Source organism: Parasedimentitalea maritima (assembly GCF_005771405.1).
GTDB classification, from domain to species: Bacteria; Pseudomonadota; Alphaproteobacteria; order Rhodobacterales; family Rhodobacteraceae; genus Parasedimentitalea; species Parasedimentitalea maritima.
In genome coordinates this window covers 215,762-236,292 of sequence record NZ_VAUA01000002.1, presented here as the reverse complement: position 1 = coordinate 236,292, position 20,531 = coordinate 215,762, and the positions used below count along the sequence as shown (strand labels likewise).

The window sequence follows — 20,531 nt, the reverse complement described above, 5'->3', positions numbered from 1 at the left end:
GTTGGTGAGGCGCTCAATAGAATTTCCTAGCGGGAGCTGCAAGAGCGAAGTGACGATGGGTGACAAAAAATATCCCAAAGGCCTTGAGGAGAATTACCTGTCGTAAATTCTTTCTTAAGTTGTTTTGAGGGAACGGCAAGCTCGCTTCCCTTTAGATTTGTCGTATCGCTCTGGTTTTTGCCGACCGGGAGAGACCTCTGAGCGCACATTTGAAAGGATCTATTATGCCCTATGGATTGCCGCAGAGATTTGAAACCCTGATCGTAGATTGGCTGGGAACATCAGTAACAGATGTTGTTTCTGACAGTTCAGTGGATGGTGATGGCACAATTCTGGATGGAAGCGGTCAGATAGTGGCATTGTTGGAGGGTGATGACACCTTCACAGGTGCTGGGGACGACACGGCAACAGATGGCGACACTGTCTCAGCTGGGTTGGGTAATGATTTGCTGACTGGAGGAGGGGCCAGTGATTTTCTCTATGGGAATTCTGGTGATGACACTTTGCTGGGCGGAATTGGGTCAGATTATCTAAGTGGGGGCAGCGGAGCTGATCTGTTGATCGCTGGTAGCGGCACGGGGCAGGGGAGTGGTTTTGATACGCTGCTCGGCGGTGTCGGCGAGGATACGTTGTTTGGCGGAGTGGAAGCATCGGTGCTTCTTGGTGGCGTAGGCGCAGACCTCCTCCTCGGATTAGGAGGTGCGGATCTGTTGCAGGGGGGAAATGACAATGATCACCTAACTGCGGGCAGCGGCAATGACAGTCTCTTTGGAAACTCAGGAGATGACACCCTGTTAGGCGATGACGGCAATGACTACCTCAGCGGCCACATTGGCGATAACTACAGCCCCTCAGCTTCCTCTGAATTTGCCGACGGTGGGGCAGGAAACGATAGCATCCTAGGAGCATATGGCGACGACGAGCTATATGGAGGCGCCGGAAATGACTATTTGGAAGGTGGTTCTGGCTTCGATACGCTGGATGGCGGAATCGGCAACGATACTCTGGTAGCGTCTACATGGAATGACAATCTACTGAGAGGGGGCAGTGGCGAAGATTTGATCTTTGGGCATTTTGGTGATGACACCGTCGACGGTGGCGAGGGTAATGACACCATTCGCGTTCGGGCAGGCGAAAACGAGTTGGATGGTGGGGCTGGCGATGGCCATATTACTGGCGGGTATCTAGCCGACGAAATCAATGGCGGTTCAGGGGATGATACGCTGTTAGGCGAGAGCGGAAGCGACACACTTAGGGCCGATGAGGGCAATGATGTGTTGTCTGGTGGTCGCGGCAATGATGCGCTTTATTCAGGTGAGGGCACGACGTTGATGGAAGGCAATGGTGATTCCGATACGTTCTATTTTAACGCGATGGCTGGTGTTGCAAGGATCACCGATTTTGACGTGACTGAGGATGAGTTGAGGATTGCAGTTGGAGCGGGATATGCGCAGGCCAACGCTGCGGATTTGGTTCAGGAAAGCGGTAACGTCGTGCTGTATGGTCAGTCCGATAACAGCGACCCAGCGTCGGCTCCGAGTATTCTGATCATTGAGGATGTTACCATTCAGCAGTTGCTGGACAGCGATGTAATTCTGGTTTGATCGGCAGCAGTTCTGGTGGCCTTTGATAGGGCGCCAACTCGCCTTGTGTTTGGAACACCGCTCCAAATGCAAACAGCCGCCCAATGGGCGGCCGTTTCGCTGGTTCCGATTGGAGCGGGCGAAGAGATTCGAACTCTCGACCCTAACCTTGGCAAGGTTATGCTCTACCCCTGAGCTACGCCCGCACTCCGTATCGGTGAGGCGCTGAATAGAATTTCCCGGCCCCCGCCGCAAGAGGTAAAATAGAAAAAAATGCCAAGGATGTAGATTTCACGGTTGCCCAGCAATCTGGGGCAGATTGAAACCGGCCTGCGCCGCCATACGATGTTGCAAAACGGTGGTTGGTCGACAGGAAATAAACTCGCTGGGCGAGCAGTGGGGCAGGTCCAGCGCCTTGATCAGTTGGCCGTGTAACTGGCCTTGCAGCAGCAGAATGCCGTCCTGTTCCAACAGATCACGCGTTCCATGGCCCTTGTCTGAGCGCACCCTGCGCATGAAGTCTTTTTGCATTGCCACCGCCTCGACCACATCTCGGGAGATCGGTTGGTTCTGCATCGCGCGAAACAGTGCTGCCATGCGGGCGTTGCCCGTGTCGCAGTTGAAAATCTGTTCCACGATGGATTCGTCGACCGTGCGCCAGAAGTTGGCCGGGTAGGGGTGATCACAGAGTAGCCAAAGGATGTGCTGGAACCCATCAGCCGAGATAGACCGCTTAGCGTCTTTGTTTTGACCGGCGGTTAGATAGCCACGTTTCGCGACGATTAGGCCAAGGTAGCAGCGGGCGCGCACCTCATCTGCTGCGACCAGCATGCAGACGTGATCCACCGCTTCGGTTGGGATCATCCAGTTGCTGCCCATGGTGTTCTTGATGTCGACATCCTGGTCCAGGATGACTGTGTCCAGCTTGCCGCGTTTCAAGCGTAGCAAGGCGCGCAGTTCGATTTCGACTCGGGTGCCGATATAGGTCTTTTCTGTCTTCTCCAGTTCTTCGTAACTACGCCGTCCGGTTTTTGGGGTCATGATCACATCGTCGATGCAAGTACGCAGCATGGCGGGGAAATCATCCGCCAAGGCAAGAGCGCCACCAGCACGGGCGGTGATTTCGGTCTGCAGCAATGACAGCAATTTGAAATCTGGGTGGCCTGGTTGGATCAGGCTTGGGGGCATGTTTTTTTTCATTACTGTGCCACTGGTCCGACCGATGAGTCGGACAGCGCCTGACCTTGGGAAGGCGCGTCACGCCTCCCCAAGGTCAGGTACGGTCTTAGATGCAAGGTATCAGGCCCGCACGACATGCAGATTTGGCTTGGAAATGGCTGCTTTCAGTTGAGTGGCGACAGCTTGTGCCACTGGTGGAGGGAAGGCATTTCCAACCTGCTTGTAGGCGTTGGTCTTGGCGCCGGTGAAATGCCAGTCGTCAGGAAAGCCTTGTAGGCGGGCCACCATGCGCACAGTCAGGCGGGGCATATCGTTATGGAACGGATCCGGGGCCTCGGGGGCGATGGTACGGCCCTCGACGCCCAGCGAGGCCCAGGCTTTACGGGCACGGGTTGGACCCAGATCGGGGCCGCCGTGCTTTTTCGATCCGCCAACAATTGTGGGCGCGATCTCATCAGCCTTGGCTGCCCAGTCGTCAGCGCCACGCCAGCCACGTTCCTTCATCAGGTCGATCAGTGTTTCGCCGACGGTGGCTGGGTTATGGGGTAGCGGTTCAGGCCAGCAGAATTGATCGGTGTATTCCTTGCGCAGGGCGACAATCACCACCCGAGGGCGCAGCTGCGGTACGCCGTAGTCCGAAGCGTTCAGCAGCCGCCAGTCGGTGGTGTAGCCCAGCTTTCCCAGTTGCTTTTTCAGCTTCTCGCGGTAGTCCAGAAACACCGCACCCAGAAAACCGCGCACGTTTTCGATCATCACCGCTTTGGGGCGGGTGGCTGCGACAATTTCCAGCGCATCGTCGAACAGGTTACGTTCGTCCTTTTCGCCCAGTTGCTTACCTGCGACCGAGAACGGAGGGCAGGGCAGGCCACCAGCCAGCAGGTCAATACCGGCAAAATCGGACGCGCGCTCTTTGAACAGGCGAACATCTTCTTCGAGCACATTCCAGTTGGGACGGTTGTGGCGAAGGGTGGCGCAGCAATGCTTGTCGATCTCGACCAGAGCGGCGTGATCAAATCCGGCTTTTTCCAGTCCGAGGGCCTGACCGCCCGCACCTGCGCAAAGTTCAACTGATGTCAGCATGCTACCTCGTTGTTATTGGCGCCATGGGTGGCGTTCTTGCTCTGTTCTTAGCGGTTGAGCTGATTCCCCGCAAGGCAGGACACTAGTGCCTGAGCCAGAAATGCGAAAGGGCCGCCCGAAGGCGACCCTGTTCAATTGACCGATGGAGCGGGCGAAGAGATTCGAACTCTCGACCCTAACCTTGGCAAGGTTATGCTCTACCCCTGAGCTACGCCCGCATACCGTCGGTGAGGGCTGAAATAGGAAGTCCGCGCCTGCGCCGCAAGTGCAAAACGAACTGGAAGCAAATATTTTTTAGAAACACCGACGGAGCGGCTTGGGCCCTGCGTAAAACCTTTTAACGTACATTGAAAATCAGAGGAATTGAGCATGCGTGTTTCTGATACAGCCAAGCTGGTAGTTTTAGGCGGACTTATCACTGTTGGGTTTGTTTTGCAGAGCGACGCGCAGGGGCGACGGCCGATGCGGCAGCACACAACGACCGAGGCCCAAAACTTGGACCTTGTGGCAGCAACGGTGCAGTTGCGTGGCAGTAAGGTCAAACTGCGGGCCAGTGGCGATACAGTGAAGATCCGCGCCAATGGTATCCCGGATCACGCAGTGGGGCAGTTCCCCAACCGGGGCAATCCCCATGAGATCAAGTCACAGAACTACCGGTTCTCAACAGATACCGATCAATTGCCACGTGTTGCCAAGGCGTTTGGTATGGCGGGATTGTTTGGCATTGCGGTTAACGGGGTTCCTTTTGATCCGGCGGCGGCAGAGTTCTGGAAAGGGAAACAACAATCTGGCTGGCAATATGAGGCTTTGGGAGGGGCTGTGACACTGGGGCTGGATCAGAACTATGCACATGTGCAACCAAGTGGGGCCTATCACTATCACGGACTTCCCTGGGGGTTGATGCAGCAATTGGGCTGGTCCTCAAACAAGGCGTCGCCTCTGATCGGTTACGCGGCGGACGGTTTCCCGATTTACGCAATGACCGCCAAAGTGAATGGTAAGGTGCGGGAAATGACCAGTTCTTATCGCTTGAAACCGGGCAATCGCCCAGGTGGGGCAGCCCCCAGCGGGCGCCATGACGGGGCCTTTGTGCAGGACTACCAATATCAGGCGGGATCGGGCGCGCTGGACGAATGTAATGGTGCCCAGGTGGTGACAGATGAATTTCCGGGTGGCACTTACGCCTATTTCCTTAGTCAGAGCTTCCCTGTGATTCCGCGCTGCCTGAAAGGCGAGGCGGATCGTAGCTTTACAAAACGGAGAAGATGAACTGCCTTTGGCACACGTCACGTCTAGAATGATTTTGAGCCAGTGAAGCGGAACGGCGAACCTCCGTCAGTTCGCGGTGTCAATTCCAACCTGCTGCTGTTTCATCAATGTGGCAATAGCATTAGCGGTATGACGGACATGTGGAAGCGCGCTGCTGTTTTCATGGGTCACCAGCCACTGTTCGTGAGGAAGGCTAGCAAGTGGATCAGAAACCTGTACCAACCTGCTTTCGTTCACGCCAATAAAGCATGGAAGTATGCAAAGCCCGCCTCCTGCAGCGGCGGCTTCTAGTACTGCCTGAGGCGTGTCGCAGACCAGACGCGCGGTTTCTCCAATTTTTCGCCGCAGCCAGCTGGATGATCCACCCGTTGCGCCGCTTTGTGACGGGATTACCCAGTCGCAGGCTGCATAGCGTTCTTCGGAGTAGCTTTGAGGATGGCTCGTGCAGTAGGTCGGCGACCCAAAAATGGCAAATGTAACGGGCCCAATGCGGTGGCGCTTCAATCCTTGCTGGTCTGGTTGTTTGTTGTGAATAGCAATGTCGGCTTCGCGCCGTGACAAGTTTAAAAATTGCGAACCTGACAACAATTCAATACGTGGGCTTTGTGCACTGGTGAAAAGTCTGTCCAGGTTTCGCGTCAAATAGATGCTGGTCCAGTACCCGACCGTCACCCGCACCAATGGCCGTGGATCTTGGCGCGTGCGCCAGCTGTGGATGGCTTGATTGTGCAGATCCATCTGTTGAACTTTTTCCAGCAGTTCCCGGCCCTGAGGTGTCAGGGTGACACCACCGGGGTGGCGATCGAACAGGATCATGGAAAAAGTGTTTTCCAAGTGACTTATGCGACGGCTGAGTGTTGGTGCACTTACCCCGGATCTGGACACTGCATTGGCTAGGCCGCCCTCACTGGCAACAGCCAAAAACAGTCGTAAGTCATCCCAGCTGTGTGTTCCATTTTTGAAAGGCATGTTTGGAAAATTCCTGTCGTAAAGAAGGGCGGATGGAGAGATGTTGGCGTCAAGTTCAGATCTGGTTAATTCATCTTATAGCTCACCGTTTTGAATTTGAAACGTAACTTGGTTGATCGCGCGGTTGTGTTCTGCGTGTTCCCAAAAAGCAAAGTAGGAAAACCTATGTTTCCAGCACATATTGTTCACGTCACGCTGACGCCCGATCCGGCGCAATTGGCGACATTTCACACGGCCATGGAAGGTGTGCAGGCAAGTTTACCTCAGGTGTCTGGCTGTGAAGGGGTGCGTGTTCTACGCACAGAAGGTTCGACACCGCACTACATCCTGGTCGAAGATTGGCAAAGTCAGATCCAGCATCAGGCGCACCTTGACGCTTTGATTGCTTCTGGAGAGTGGGCGAAACTGAAAAGCATGCTGAGCCAGCCGCCTCAAAGTTGGGTTCTGTCGAAAGTTTAGTCAGGGATGTTTTGATACCAAATTGGGCCACGACAGGGGATGTCGTGGCCCAATTTTGTGTCTCTTAGCTCAGGACTATTCCAGTTCGATCAGAAGATCCTTGGCGTCGATCTGGGTTCCGGCTTGGACATGAACGGCCTTGATCACCGCATCGTATTCGGCGTGGATACCAGTTTCCATTTTCATAGCCTCGATGGTCAAAAGAAGGTCGCCCTCGTGGACTTGCTGGCCAACCTGTACCGCCACTGTGGCGACAACGCCGGGCATTGGCGCGCCAAGGTGGTCGTCATTGCCTGCTTCGGCTTTGGGGCGTTCGGCAGTTGAGGATTTCACCAAGCGGTTAGGTACCCGGATGACGCGGGGCTGACCGTTCAATTCGAAGAACACTTTGACTTCGCCCTTTTCGTCGGTCTCGCCGATGGCCTGCAGGCGGATTTCCAGGGTTTTGCCAGGATCGATTTCCGCCTCGATTTCGTCACCCGGCTCCATGCCGTAAAAGAAGGTCTGGGTGGGCAGCGCGCGCACTGGACCATAGGTTCGGTGGCGCCCCATGTAATCAAGGAAGACCTTGGGGTACATCAAGTAGCCGTTCAGATCCTCGTCGTCGATTGCCTTGCCATTCAACTCTGCGATCAACTCGGCACGGGTGGCTTCGAGATCAACCGGCTTTAGGTGTTTGCCCGGGCGTTCCAGGTTTGGCGCATCACCTTTGAGGACCTTTTTGACGATGCTATCCGGGAAACCCTGAGGAGGTTGGCCCAGATTGCCGCGCATCATGTCGACAACGGAATCCGGGAAAGACAGGTCTGTGCCAGGATCTTCAACCTCGGTGCGGGATAGGCCCTGAGAGACCATCATCAGCGCCATGTCGCCAACCACTTTGGACGACGGCGTCACTTTAACGATGTCACCGAACATCTGGTTTACGTCGGCATAGGTCTGAGCGACCTCGTGCCAGCGCTCCTCCAGGCCGAGGCTGCGGGCCTGTGCTTTGAGGTTGGTGAACTGACCACCGGGCATTTCGTGCAGGTAGACCTCAGAGGCGGGGGCCTGAATGCCGCTTTCAAAGGCTGCATACTGGCCGCGGACCTGCTCCCAGTAATCCGAGATTTCACGCACAGTGGCGATATCAATGCCAGTGTCACGATCGGTGTTGCGCAACCCTTCGACAATCGAGCCAAGGCAGGGCTGTGAGGTGCCGCCTGAAAAGGCGTCCATGGCTGCATCGACCGCATCGACGCCGGCATCCGCAGCGGCCAAGATAGTGGCGCCGGCAATGCCCGAGGTGTCGTGGGTGTGGAAGTGGATCGGCAGACCGACTTCTTCCTTCAGAGCCTTGACCAGTACGCGGGCAGCGGCAGGTTTCAACAGGCCAGCCATGTCTTTCAGCCCCAGAACATGGGCACCGGCGGCTTCCAGCTCTTTGGCCATGCCGATGTAGTATTTTAGGTCATACTTGGCGCGGTTGGGGTCAAGGATGTCACCTGTGTAGCAGATCGTGCCCTCACAGATCTTGCCGCTGTCGACCACGGCATCCATGGCGACGCGCATGTTTTCTACCCAGTTGAGGCTGTCAAACACGCGGAAGACATCAATGCCTTTGGCGGCCTCGGCCACAAAGCTCTGCACCACATTGTCGGGGTAGTTGGTGTAGCCGACGCCGTTAGAAGCGCGTAGCAGCATTTGGGTCATCACATTCGGCATTGCCTCGCGCAGGTCACGCAGGCGCTGCCATGGGCATTCCTGCAAGAAGCGATAGGCCACGTCAAAAGTCGCACCTCCCCAGCATTCGACAGAGAACAGCTGGCTTAGGTTATTGGCATAGGCCGGGGCGACCTTGATCATGTCGATCGAGCGCATCCGAGTGGCCAGAAGCGATTGGTGGCCGTCGCGCATTGTGGTGTCGGTCAGCAGCAATTGCCGTTGGGCCTTCATCCAATCGGCTACGGCTTGTGGGCCTTTTTGTTCCAGCAGGTTACGTGTGCCATAGGGCAGGTTGCCGGGCGCGACCTTGGGTGGGCGTGGGGCCTTGAGGTCGGCGTGCGGTGCAGCGCGGCCTTCAGTTTCCGGGTGCCCGTTGACCGAGATATCAGCGATATAGGTCAACACCTTGGTGCCGCGATCCCGACGCTTGGAGAATTGGAACAGCTCGGGTGTCTCGTCGATGAATTTGGTGGTGTAACTGTTGTCGAGGAAGGTTGGGTGCTTCAGCAGGTTTTCGACAAAGGCGATGTTGGTCGACACACCACGGACTCGGAATTCGCGCAGGGCGCGGTCCATGCGGGCAATCGCCATTTCCGGCGTTGGCGCCTTGGCGGTGATTTTGGTCAACAGGCTGTCATAGTAGCGGGTGATGACGCCGCCTGCATAGGCGGTGCCGCCGTCCAGGCGGATGCCCATACCCGTGGCGGAGCGATAGGCGGTGATGCGGCCGTAGTCGGGGATGAAGTTGTTCTGTGGATCTTCGGTTGTCACACGGGTTTGCAGCGCATGGCCTGTCAGAACGATATCATCCTGGTTGGCCTTGCCGGTGGCCTCGGCAATTGATTTGCCTTCGGCAATCAGGATCTGAGCGCGCACGATGTCGATGCCGGTGACTTCTTCGGTGACGGTGTGTTCCACCTGCACACGTGGGTTCACCTCGATAAAGTAGAATTTGCCGTCGTCCATATCCATCAGGAATTCGACCGTACCGGCGCATTCATAGCCGACAAAGTCGCAAATCTTGCGACCCAACTCGCAGATCTCAGTGCGTTGCTCTTCGCTTAGATAGGGGGCGGGCGCGCGTTCAACCACTTTCTGGTTGCGGCGTTGGACTGAACAATCACGTTCGAACAGGTGATAGATGCCACCTTGCTTGTCGCCCAGGATCTGAACCTCGACGTGACGGGCACGCTGGATCATCTTCTCCAGATAGCCCTCGCCATTGCCGAATGCGGCTTCGGCTTCGCGGCGACCTTCCAAGATCTTCTCTTCCAGCTCATCTTCGCCGTAGATCGGGCGCATGCCGCGACCGCCACCACCCCAAGAGGCTTTGAGCATGAAAGGATAGCCAACTTCCGCTGCTTCCTTGCGGATGGCATCCATGTCATCGCCTAGGACTTCGGTAGCGGGGATCACTGGAACGCCAGCTTTGACAGCAACCCGGCGAGCTGAGGCCTTGTCACCCAATGCGCGCATCGTTTCGGCCTTGGGGCCGATGAAGGTGATGCCATTGCGCGAACAAGCGTCAACAAAATCGGGATTTTCTGACAGTAGGCCATAGCCTGGGTGAATGGCATCTGCACCGCATTCCTTAGCGACACGGATCATCTCGTCGATGCTTAGATAGGCGGCAACCGGCCCCATACCTTCGCCAATGCGGTAAGCCTCGTCCGCCTTAAAGCGATGGAGGCCCAATTTGTCCTCTTCGGCATAGACGGCAACGGTGGCTTTACCCATCTCGTTGGCGGCGCGCATTACGCGGATGGCGATTTCGCCACGGTTGGCAATCAGGATTTTTTTGAAGTCTGTCATGTCACCCTCGGGGTCGTGCAGTTTGGAGGAAGTGTTAGGCACATCTTAAAGGCAGGTATACTCGTAGTACTGGGTATAACCGGCAAGATGGTGTGTTTCTGCGGCTTCTTAATGCTGTATTGTTTCCTATTGGTTCGGGTAGGGCGCGGTTGGGAGCGTATAAGGCGCGGGCAGCTTCAACAGGCTCGAGCAGCCAAGTTGCCCCATATTGGCCTCCAGATCCTTTTTCAAAATGTTGATCAGGTGGGCTGGACCGGATGGGCCAAGCGCGGCCAGAGCAAAGTGAAAAGCTCGTCCGAGCATGACGAAGTTGGCCCCCAATGCCAGTGCGCGCAAGATGTCCAAGCCGCTCTCAACGCCACTGTCAAAAATTAGCGGCAGGTCCGTGACCTGTCGGATCTTTGGTAGCATTTCGATACTGGCCGGGGTTCCATCGAACTGGCGACCAGCATGGTTTGACACCCACAGGGCGTCGGCACCGATCTGTTGCAGGCGCAATGCATCTTCGGGGCGCATTGTTCCTTTGATCACCAGTGGTCCGTCCCAGTGGTCGCGCAGCCATTGGACATAGTCCCAATCCGGCGAGGTGCGCAGTAAATAGCCTACATGAGCGGTAGAAGAGAGATTGCCCATCTCACCACTGATGTATTTATCAAGTGTCCGCATATGCGGCATGCCGCGCTGGGCCATACCCATCGCCCATGCTGGCCGCATCATGACCTGGGCCATTAAACGGGGTGTCAGCTTAGGTGGCTGTGTCAGTCCTGAGCGCACCTGCCGTTCGCGGCGCGATGCCACGGGGACATCAGCAGTCAGGATCAACACTTTAAACCCTGACGCTTTGGCGCGAGCCAACATGTCCTTGCGAATGTCGGGATCTTTTGGGGGATATAGCTGAAACCAACCTTGTTTACCAAGGTGTGGAGCCAGGTCCTCGGGCGATTGTGTCGCCACAGTAGAAAGTGAGTAGGGGATATCTGCCGTTGCAGCGGTGCGGGCCAGATGGCGTTCGGCGTCGGGCCAGATCAACCCAGACATACCCAAGGGGGCAACACCAAAGGGCAGCGGAAGGGTTTCACCAAACAAAGATGTGCTGAGATCGATATCAATAGGACCGTGAAGAATGGAAGGCAAAAAACCAACTTGATCCAACGCCGCCCGGTTGCGGGCCTTGGTCGCCTCGGTTCCTGTACCGCTGTCCAGATACTCCCATACGAACTTGGGCAACCGCCGACGGGCACGGTGGGCTAGGTCGGATACAGCGGGGTAGCGGCTATCTAAATCCATGGCGATTTGTGGGAAGGCTTGCGCGAAAAATCAAGTGCTGCGGTGCAGCAAAATTGAAATTGAAACATTTAGCAAGAAAGCTGCCCGCTTGATATGTCTATATTCCGTTTTGGGGCTCAAAATTGGTCGAATATTGCTGAGTGCAGGTGCGTGGTGGTGCCCATAGGGGACTGGAGACACAATTGATGACTGGGAATGGGCGTGAATAAAACAGGGAACATAGTGGGAACGTCCTCTTTCCCAACCATTGGAATCACGCTAGTGTCACGGTCATGAGCAGTTTTGATGAAATGGACGCCTTTGAGGGCGCCTCGCTATCCTCTCGTGCCATGGCGGCGCGGCCCCAACCCTATCTTGATGCGCTGAACCCGGCGCAGCGTGAAGCTGTGGAATGTCTGCAAGGGCCCGTGTTGATGCTTGCGGGCGCAGGCACCGGTAAGACCAAGGCACTGACTGCACGGATTGTGCATCTGCTAACCACTGGCACCGCCCGCACTAACGAAATCCTGGCGGTGACTTTTACCAACAAGGCTGCGCGCGAAATGAAGGAACGGGTCGGCGGCATGCTGGGCCAACCCGCCGAGGGCATGCCTTGGCTGGGTACCTTCCACGCGATCTGCGTCAAACTGCTGCGCCGTCACGCGGAATTGGTGGGGCTGAAAAACAATTTCACCATTTTGGATACAGATGATGTGATCCGGCTGTTGAAACAGCTGATCCGGGCCGAAGGTATTGATGACAAACGCTGGCCTGCGCGACAGCTGGCCAATATCATTGATGACTGGAAAAACCGCGCATTGATCCCAACTAAGGTGCCGGTGGCAGATGCCTCGGCGTATAACGGTAAGGGTGTAGACCTCTACGCGCAGTACCAGCGCCGCCTGATCGAGCTGAACGCGGTGGATTTTGGTGATTTGCTACTGCACATGGTGACGATTTTCCAGAACCACCCGGATATCTTGGAACAATACCAACGCTGGTTCCGCTTTATCATGGTCGACGAGTATCAGGATACCAACGTCGCCCAGTACCTATGGCTGCGGCTGCTGGCGGGTGGGCACAAGAACATCTGCTGCGTCGGTGATGATGACCAGTCGATCTATGGCTGGCGCGGCGCCGAAGTCGGCAACATTCTGCGCTTTGATAAGGATTTTCCCGGTGCCAAGGTGGTGCGGCTGGAACAGAACTATCGCTCGACCGAACATATATTAGCAGCAGCTTCAGGTGTGATTGCCGGTAACCAAGGGCGTTTGGGCAAAGAACTGTGGACCGATGCAAAGGGCGGTGAAAAGGTTCGCCTGATCGGCCATTGGGACGGCGAGGAAGAAGCGCGCTGGATCGGTGAAGAGATCGAGGCGATGCAACGCGGGACTCGCGGGCAGGGGCCCCGGGACCTCGATCAAATGGCAATTCTGGTCCGCGCCTCACATCAGATGCGTGCGTTCGAGGACCGATTCCTGACCATTGGGTTGCCGTACCGCGTGATTGGTGGGCCGCGATTCTATGAACGGCTCGAGATTCGCGATGCCATGGCCTATTTCCGCGTTGTGACCAGCCCTGATGATGCGCTGGCCTTTGAGCGGATTGTGAATACGCCGAAACGTGGGCTGGGCGACAAGGCACAGCAGACCATTCAGATGACGGCACGTGAAAACGGTGTGTCATTGGTCGAGGGCGCTCGTTTGGCGGTTGAAAACGGCTTGATCAAAGGCAAGGGCGCTGGGCAGTTGCGGCAATTGCTGGACAATTTGGCCCGGTGGAGCGCGATGACGGTTGGTCCGGTTCTTGAAATTGACGATGAGTCGGTGCTCGACGATGGCGGCGCGCCGCAAATGCGGTTCGGCGAACCCGATGTGCCACACTATGAATTGGCGCAGATCATTCTGGACGAGTCTGGCTACACCACCATGTGGCAGAACGACAAAAACCCGGACTCGCCGGGCCGGTTGGAGAACCTCAAGGAATTGGTCAGCCAGCTGGAAAACTTCGAGAACCTGCAGGGGTTTCTGGAGCATGTCAGCCTGATCATGGACAACGCATCCGATGATGCTGGGCAGAAGGTATCCATCATGACCCTGCACGGCTCTAAGGGGTTGGAGTTCCCTGCGGTGTTCCTGCCGGGCTGGGAGGATGGATTGTTCCCGTCTCAGCGGAGTATGGACGAAAGTGGGCTGAAGGGTCTCGAGGAAGAACGGCGTCTAGCTTATGTCGGGATTACACGGGCTGAGGAAGTCTGTACAATTTCCTTTGTTGGTAACAGGCGGGTGTTTGGTCAGTGGCAGTCACAACTACCATCGCGGTTTATTGATGAACTGCCTGACGAGCATGTCGAGGTACTGACGCCTCCGGGGCTGTATGGTGGCGGATATGGTGCTGCGGCGCCATCTGAGGCTCCGGTACGTTCGAGCATCGAAGAGAAGGTGGCGCTTGCGGATGGTTATAATTCACCGGGATGGAAGCGCATGCAATCCAGGGCAGGGCAATATGGGACAGCGCAGCCCAAACCGGCAAAGAATCAAATAATCGACGTCAAAGCCGTGTCCAGTTTTACGCTGGGTGACCGGGTGTTTCATCAGAAATTTGGCTACGGGATGATTGCAGGAATTGACGGTGATAAGCTGGAAGTTGAATTCGACAAGGCCGGGCTGAAGAAAGTCGTGGCCGCGTATGTCTCGGCGAGCGATGATATTCCGTTTTGAGGAAGATGCGCGCAAATTTTGCGCGTTTGACTGAACGATTGAACGCGGCAGTTCTATAGCACCTTGCGGACAACGGCACGGGAACTGACCCTGCCTGCTAATTTGGTTGAGTTTCGATCTCGTCATTACCTAGCTAGGGACAGCGCTAGGACCAGCCAAATCAAGCAAGTTTGACCACTTGGTTAGTCAGGAATGATAATTTTCAGATTCCTCGAAGAGCCGAATATCGCGTGCCCTGAGGCTCTCGTTACCGCACGGGTCACCTGCCAAATGCATGGCTCATGACAGTAAGAGCGCGTGCGGCAGATATTTAGAGAGAACCTCTACAAGATAGAAAAACGGCGGCGCCAGGGAGGAGGCACCGCCGTTCAATACAACACCAGAAACTCAGGGAGGAGGAAGCTCCGGTGTATTCGGATCCGGCTGTGAGCCGGTATAAAATGCGACGACATCAGGGAGGAGGAGGATGCCGCCGCTTAGGACAGGTCTTTAAGGGAGGAGAAAAGACCTGATCTCTATTAGGTGTTCTCGTATGTGGCTGTGTAGGCCACGTGCTGCAGCATGGAACGGTTCAGTCCCAGATCGGCCAGCTCGCGTCGTGTAAGCGCCGACAGCTCATTAAGTGTCTTGCGATATAGCCGGTAGCGGGTAAAGCGCCCCCATGCGGCCTCGACCAATGTGACCGGTGCGCAGAACAGCGAAGGTTTCTGAATGCTGATGTTGTCTACTGCGGCCATGGTTGTCTTCGTCCTTAGTGTATTCTTTTGCTGTGCCACTGTGGCGTTGCTTGATTGCAAAATAGGAATTTGCTGCGCCTGCACAATCCCTTACTTGAGCATTTCTGCTATGCAGCAATTGCATGGGTCGGCCCATCTTTGTCGTTTGGTACCTGTGATGGCGAGAGCGAAAGGTGGCTGTTGGTGTCTTCGAGGAATGTTGAATGAGCGCTCTAAATCAATCCACCTAATTCTGAGGGGTTTTGGCTTGGGTGAGCAGTGCATATATGGGGGGAGAAGGTAGAGGAGGCCAAAATGGCAACAACCCAAACAGATATACAGGCGGCACTTGAACAATTGACGTTGCCAGATGGGGGCACCCTGATCTCACGCGATATGTTGCGGGCACTGCGGATTGATGGAGATAAAGTCAGTTTTGTGATTGAGGCTCCAAGCCCCGAAATAGCAAAGCTGATGGAACCTTTGAGGCGCGCCGCCGAAGCCGTTGTAATGGAACTGGATGGCGTCAGTGCCGTTTCAGCGGCATTGACAGCCCATGGGCCAGCGGCTCCGGCCCCCAGCCTCAAGATTGGCGGTCATGCCAAGCCTCAGGCTGGGCCAATGAAGCCAGCGGGAGTAAAGCGCATTCTTGCCGTTGCCTCAGGGAAGGGTGGGGTTGGAAAGTCTACTGTTGCCTCAAACCTAGCGGTGGCATTGGCTCGGAAGGGTCGCAAGGTTGGGCTGCTAGACGCGGATATCTACGGGCCAAGCCAACCCCGTATGATGGGGGCTTCGGGACGCCCCGCCAGTCCTGACGGCAAGACCATAGAGCCATTGCATGCGCATGGCGTAACGCTGATGTCGATTGGGTTTCTGCTAGCGGAAGATAAAGCGGTAATCTGGCGTGGACCAATGCTGATGGGGGCGCTGCAGCAGATGCTGGGTCAGGTCAACTGGGGTGAGTTAGATGTGTTGATTGTTGATCTGCCGCCGGGAACGGGTGATGTTCAGTTGACACTTTGTACCAAGGCCGAGCTCTCAGGCGCTATTGTGGTTTCAACTCCTCAGGACGTCGCGTTGCTGGATGCCCGCAAAGCGATGGACATGTTCAGCACTTTGAAAACACCGGTGCTGGGGCTGATCGAAAACATGTCGTTCTTTACTTGTCCAGACTGCGGTGGTGAGCATCATATCTTTGGCCATGGGGGGGTAGCCGCTGAGGCCGAGAAAATGGGGTTGCCTTTGTTGGGGGCGCTGCCAATCGATCTGGAGACTCGTTTGGCGGGTGACAGCGGCACACCGGTTGCTGCAGGGGAGGGCGTGATGGCCCAATTCTATGGGCGTATTGCAGAAGGATTGGTCAAGGGTGGTATGGCCTGAGCCTGACCCAAATCTATCAATGAACCAGTTTATCGTTGTGGCCTGCCCATTTGGGTGGGCCATTTTTGTGTCGAGGGTGGCGAGTTTGCCAAGGCAAGTGCCTGCAGTTTGGGAAACCATGGGCCGGATGGGAAATCGTGGGCGGAGAACGGCGATTTGGTGCGAATCTGACAAATTTCCTCGAATCGAATTTGATTCGATGCATTGTAACTCCATTCACCTGTGGGTTGCTTGGGGATAACTTGGAACATTAAGTGAACAATAATTAGAATGCAGATTCGGGGAATTAGTTTTGGGAAATTGAGGGACTTTTTTTGAATTTTTATCATGATCTAGATTTGGTGTATGGTTGATGTGTTTATCCTAAGTGTTGTGCGCACGATCAGAAAAAACACCCCTAAAATAAAAGAAATTTAGATCTTGTTAATAAATGTGGCGGGTGTGTCCGAAAAAAGGCGTTGCCAGACCATGAAGTCCCATAGTATCCCCTATTACATCGAATGAGAGGAAGAGCACGGGGCGCCAAAACGACCCCAGAAAAACAATAAAAGAGCAGGTTTCATACAGGCCTTCACTTTCATCGAACACAGAGATCCGGAGCGCGAGCAAGCAGACATCCCCCCAGGTGGCACGCGCGAACGGACACTCCCGCATAAGCGGGACAAGGCGGCGGGTTGATCAGTGGCAGCAGATCAACCCGCCGTTTTTAATTACTGGGGCACTAATAAGACGCGAGGAACGTAGCAGAAGGGACGTTAGTTTGGGCCGCAGGTTCAGGGGCGAAAGCCACCATAAGGTGGATGCGAAGGGCAGGGTATCGATCCCGGCTTCGTTTCGTCGTGTGCTTGAATCTGGTGATGCCAACTGGCAGTCTGGCAGCAACCCCGAGCTGGTCATCGTATATGGCGATGACGACCGCAATTTTCTGGAATGTTATACGATGGAGGCGATCGACGAAGTCGATGCCAAGATTGATGCTTTGCCGCGTGGCTCCAAGCCACGAAAGGCATTGCAACGCTTATTCCACGGACGTTCCTTTCCAACTACAGTTGATGAGACGGGCCGACTGGTCTTGCCCGCAAAACTGCGCAACAAAATCGATCTTAAAGGCGAGGCTTTCTTTATTGCCGCGGGTGATACCTTCCAAATTTGGAACCCGGATACTTATGAGCAAGATGAAATGGCACAAACTGACGAGTGGCTGGAAGAGCTGCCGGAAGGTTATGATATCATGCAGTTTCTTGATGACGCCGGAGGGGCTTGATCAATGACTTCGGACCAGAATTCCGGTTCCGCCCCCCATATCCCCGTATTGCTGCGCCCTCTGTTAACGGCCGTCGCGCCGGTTTCAGGTCGCTGGCTGGACGGAACTTTTGGTGCAGGCGGTTATACCCGTGGCTTGCTGGAGGCAGGTGCTTCGCAGGTCATTGGTGTTGATCGCGATCCGCTGGCGTTTAAAATGGCGCAAAGCTGGGCTGGTGACTATGGTGACCGTCTGGTGATGCAGCAAGGCGTTTTCTCGCGGATGGATGAATACGCCAATGATCTGGATGGCGTGGTGTTGGATCTCGGTGTTTCATCAATGCAGTTGGATCTTGCGGAGCGTGGCTTTTCCTTTATGCGCGACGGGCCGTTGGACATGCGGATGTCACAGGATGGGCCTTCGGCGGCAGATCTTGTAGCGGAACTTTCCGAAGTTCAACTGGCAGATATTTTGTTCCACTTTGGTGAAGAACGCGCCAGCCGCAGGATTGCGAAGGCAATCGTCAAAGCACGAACATTGGAACCGATCACAACCACACTACAGCTGACAAAAATTGTTGAGGGATGTCTACCACGGTCAAAACCCGGAAAATCACATCCCGCTACCCGCAGTTTTCAAGGACTTCGTATTGCGGTGAATGCCGAATACGAAGAGCTTTTTCAGGGTCTGCTGGCCGCTGAACGGGCGCTAAAGCCCGGCGGTTTGTTGGCGGTTGTGACGTTTCATTCGATTGAAGATCGCATGGTCAAACGGTTTTTTCAGCACCGCGCTGGCAAAACCGGGCGGGCCAATCGGTTTGCCCCTGAAACAGTTGAAATCCCGACTCAGTTTGAATTGGTCACCCGTAAGGCGGTTGGACCAGATGACCAGGAGTTGGAAGAGAACCCCAGATCGCGTTCGTCGCGGTTGCGGGTTGGGCGGCGCAGCGAGGCCCCCGCCACTCCAATTGAGCCCCGCGAGATAGGAATGCCGCAACTAAAAGAGGCGCGCTGATGAAAACTCTGGCTTACATCTTGTCCGCACTGGCGGTGTTTGGTTTGGCTTTTTGGGCCTACCGTGAAAACTATACCACTCAGCAAGTTCTGAAAGAGACCCGCAGCCTGCAACGCCAAATTGGTTCGGCGCAGATCAGGTTAGGGGTTTTGAAGGCAGAATGGGCCTATCTCAACCGGCCTGATCGCTTGAGAGAGCTGGCCGAGCTGAACTTTGATCAACTGGGGTTGTTGCCGCTGCGCCCCGATCAGTTTGGCCGGGTTGACGAAGTGGCCTATCCTCAAGTGCCGCTGTTGCCGATCACCAATGGTGTTGATGTTTCAACTATGGCGGCTGAGGGGGCAAAGCCATGATCCGCACTCCACTCCGCCCGCTAGCTCGTATCCTCGCCGCCCGCGCAAAAGGTGAAAACCCGGACAATATCGAAAAAGAGAACCTGCGTCAGCGTCATGCAGAGATACAAGGGAAGTCTAGACAGCGTTCTGAAGGCCGGTTGCTGGTGTTGGGCGCATTCTTCATTTGTGCCTACGCAATGATTGGTCTTCGCATGGGGATGATGGCAACATCAGAACCAACCGAGCCAGTGGCCAGCGCCTCAGGAAGCGCCATCGCGGCGCAACGGGCTGACATCGTTGATCGCGAAGGTCGCATTCTGGCGACCAATTTCGATACTTATTCGCTCTATGCCCACCCGCAGCAATTGATCGATGCCGAAGCTTCGGCGACCGCACTGGCGCAGATCTTCCCGGATCTGGACCACGCGCGTATTCTGAAGGATTTTACCGGCAAGCGTAAATTCGTCTGGATTAAGAAAAAGATCAGTCCTGAGCAGAAACAAGCGGTGCATGATATCGGTGATCCGGGGCTGCTGTTTGGACCACGTGAAATGCGGCTCTATCCCAATGGTAGTCTGGCTGCACATGTTTTGGGCGGGGCAAGTTTTGGTAAAGAAGATGTCGATGCTGCCGAAGTTATCGGCGTGGCGGGTGTGGAGCGTCAGTTTGACAGCTATCTGCGTGACCCGGCGAACGGTGCAGAACCGCTAGAGCTCTCTCTGGACCTGACCGTTCAGGCTGCTGCTGAGCGTGTTCTTTACGGTGGCATGCGCTTAATGAATGCCAAAGGCGCCACTTCGATCCTGATGGATGTGCACACGGGTGAAGTTATCTCAGTGGTGAGCCTGCCTGACTTTGATCCCAATGAACGTCCACGTCCACCAGTTTCAGGCGATCCGTCTGACAGTCCATTGTTCAACCGGTCGGTGCAGGGTGTCTATGAACTGGGGTCGACTTTCAAAATCTTCACCGCTGCGCAGGCCATGGATCTGGGGTTGGTGAATGCCAGCACAATTGTTGATATCCGCGGTCCATTGCGCTGGGGGCGGTTCTCGATCCGCGATTTCCATAACTATGGCAATAGCTTGTCGGTTGAGCGGATCATCATCAAATCATCAAACATCGGCACGGCCCGGTTGGCGCAGCAGATCGGTGCCGAACGACAGCGGGATTTCCTGTCGCGGTTGGGTATGTTGGAAGCAACACCATTTGAGATTTCTGAAGCGAGTGGGGGTCGGCCGTTGTTGCCGCCCAACTGGTCCGAATTGTCAGCGATGACCATCTCCTACGGCCATGGCTTGTCGACAAGTCCAATGCACCTTGCAGCTGGCTATTCCGCCATTGCAAATGGCGGACATTATGTCAGCCCTACCATTCTGAAGCAAAACGGACCACAACTTGGGCCACGGGTGATGTCCGAAGACTCAGCCGCCGCATCGCGCAGAATGTTGCGGCAGGTTGTGACCGAAGGAACAGCCAGTTTTGGTGAGGTTGCTGGATATCAGGTTGGTGGCAAAACCGGTACAGCTGACAAACCAAAACCAAGCGGTGGGTACTACGACAACAAGGTTATCGCCACGTTTGCGTCTATGTTTCCAGCTCATGATCCAAAATACGTTCTGATCGTGACTTTGGACGAGCCTTCAATCATTGCTTACGGTGAAGAACGCCGCACTGCGGGTTGGACTGCCGTTCCTGTGGCCGCCGAAATGATTGGTCGCATCGCGCCCCTGTTGGGGCTGCGCCCACAAGTTGAACCTGTGTCAGTGACTGATATAACCCTGACCTCTAACTGACAGGTG

The 20,531-nt window shown here is 55.4% G+C and carries 15 protein-coding genes and 2 tRNA genes; 9 read left to right on the top strand and 8 right to left on the bottom strand.

Features of this window, described 5'->3' with window-relative positions; translation table 11 throughout:
• The first annotated feature begins 224 nt into the window (after positions 1-224).
• Positions 225-1,604, top strand: a complete 1,380-nt coding sequence (locus tag FEE96_RS23950; protein WP_138161884.1) for a calcium-binding protein — start codon at positions 225-227, stop codon at positions 1,602-1,604.
• Between the two features lie 110 nt (positions 1,605-1,714).
• Here the strand turns inward: FEE96_RS23950 and FEE96_RS04815 are convergent.
• The 4 genes from FEE96_RS04815 to FEE96_RS04800 form a co-directional block, all read right to left on the bottom strand.
• Positions 1,715-1,789, bottom strand: a tRNA-Gly gene (locus FEE96_RS04815).
• An 85-nt stretch (positions 1,790-1,874) separates the two neighbouring features.
• Positions 1,875-2,783, bottom strand: coding sequence for a NaeI family type II restriction endonuclease (locus FEE96_RS04810; protein WP_138161883.1), 909 nt, complete (start codon positions 2,781-2,783; stop codon positions 1,875-1,877).
• A gap of 99 nt (positions 2,784-2,882) precedes the next feature.
• Entirely contained in the window at positions 2,883-3,842 is a 960-nt protein-coding gene (locus FEE96_RS04805; RefSeq protein WP_138161882.1) for a DNA cytosine methyltransferase, read from the bottom strand.
• 143 nt (positions 3,843-3,985) lie between these two features.
• A tRNA-Gly gene (locus tag FEE96_RS04800) sits at positions 3,986-4,060 on the bottom strand.
• 151 nt (positions 4,061-4,211) lie between these two features.
• Here FEE96_RS04800 and FEE96_RS04795 point away from each other — a divergent pair.
• Positions 4,212-5,111: a YHYH protein gene (locus tag FEE96_RS04795; RefSeq protein ID WP_138161881.1), complete on the top strand. Its 900-nt coding sequence runs from the start codon at positions 4,212-4,214 to the stop codon at positions 5,109-5,111.
• Between the two features lie 66 nt (positions 5,112-5,177).
• Here the strand turns inward: FEE96_RS04795 and FEE96_RS04790 are convergent, their stop codons facing one another.
• Positions 5,178-6,080: a LysR family transcriptional regulator gene (locus FEE96_RS04790; RefSeq protein WP_138161880.1), complete on the bottom strand. Its 903-nt coding sequence runs from the start codon at positions 6,078-6,080 to the stop codon at positions 5,178-5,180.
• A gap of 165 nt (positions 6,081-6,245) precedes the next feature.
• On the opposite strand from FEE96_RS04790, the gene FEE96_RS04785 reads away from it, so the two are divergent.
• Positions 6,246-6,539: a putative quinol monooxygenase gene (locus tag FEE96_RS04785; protein WP_138161879.1), complete on the top strand. Its 294-nt coding sequence runs from the start codon at positions 6,246-6,248 to the stop codon at positions 6,537-6,539.
• 75 nt (positions 6,540-6,614) lie between these two features.
• Here the strand turns inward: FEE96_RS04785 and FEE96_RS04780 are convergent, their stop codons facing one another.
• Together FEE96_RS04780 and FEE96_RS04775 are read right to left on the bottom strand one after the other, a co-directional pair.
• Positions 6,615-10,055: a pyruvate carboxylase gene (locus FEE96_RS04780; RefSeq protein ID WP_138161878.1), complete on the bottom strand. Its 3,441-nt coding sequence runs from the start codon at positions 10,053-10,055 to the stop codon at positions 6,615-6,617.
• 126 nt (positions 10,056-10,181) lie between these two features.
• The gene (locus tag FEE96_RS04775) at positions 10,182-11,342 is read right to left on the bottom strand and encodes an alpha-hydroxy acid oxidase (RefSeq protein ID WP_138161877.1); all 1,161 of its coding nucleotides are present in this window, start codon (positions 11,340-11,342) and stop codon (positions 10,182-10,184) included.
• 272 nt (positions 11,343-11,614) lie between these two features.
• Between FEE96_RS04775 and FEE96_RS04770 the strand changes: the two genes are divergently transcribed.
• On the top strand, positions 11,615-14,041 hold the full coding sequence (locus FEE96_RS04770; RefSeq protein WP_138161876.1) for an ATP-dependent helicase: 2,427 nt from the start codon (positions 11,615-11,617) through the stop codon (positions 14,039-14,041).
• Positions 14,042-14,559: 518 nt separating this feature from the next.
• Here the strand turns inward: FEE96_RS04770 and FEE96_RS04765 are convergent.
• Positions 14,560-14,778: a DUF1127 domain-containing protein gene (locus FEE96_RS04765; protein ID WP_138161875.1), complete on the bottom strand. Its 219-nt coding sequence runs from the start codon at positions 14,776-14,778 to the stop codon at positions 14,560-14,562.
• Between the two features lie 294 nt (positions 14,779-15,072).
• Between FEE96_RS04765 and FEE96_RS04760 the strand changes: the two genes are divergently transcribed.
• The 5 genes from FEE96_RS04760 (at position 15,073) to FEE96_RS04740 (ending at position 20,525) form a co-directional block, all read left to right on the top strand.
• Complete coding sequence (locus tag FEE96_RS04760) at positions 15,073-16,137, top strand: Mrp/NBP35 family ATP-binding protein (protein WP_138161874.1); 1,065 nt, start codon at positions 15,073-15,075, stop codon at positions 16,135-16,137.
• A gap of 760 nt (positions 16,138-16,897) precedes the next feature.
• Positions 16,898-17,401, top strand: coding sequence for a division/cell wall cluster transcriptional repressor MraZ (mraZ, locus tag FEE96_RS04755; protein ID WP_138161873.1), 504 nt, complete (start codon positions 16,898-16,900; stop codon positions 17,399-17,401).
• A gap of 3 nt (positions 17,402-17,404) precedes the next feature.
• Positions 17,405-18,394 (top strand): 16S rRNA (cytosine(1402)-N(4))-methyltransferase RsmH, encoded by a 990-nt coding sequence (gene rsmH / locus FEE96_RS04750; protein ID WP_138161872.1) that lies wholly within the window; start codon positions 17,405-17,407, stop codon positions 18,392-18,394.
• Positions 18,394-18,747, top strand: a complete 354-nt coding sequence (gene ftsL / locus FEE96_RS04745) for a cell division protein FtsL (RefSeq protein ID WP_138161871.1) — start codon at positions 18,394-18,396, stop codon at positions 18,745-18,747. The genes rsmH and ftsL overlap by 1 nt, the downstream gene beginning before the upstream one ends.
• Entirely contained in the window at positions 18,744-20,525 is a 1,782-nt protein-coding gene (locus tag FEE96_RS04740) for a peptidoglycan D,D-transpeptidase FtsI family protein (RefSeq protein WP_138161870.1), read from the top strand. Before ftsL ends, FEE96_RS04740 begins: the two co-directional genes overlap by 4 nt.
• Positions 20,526-20,531: the final 6 nt, after the last annotated feature.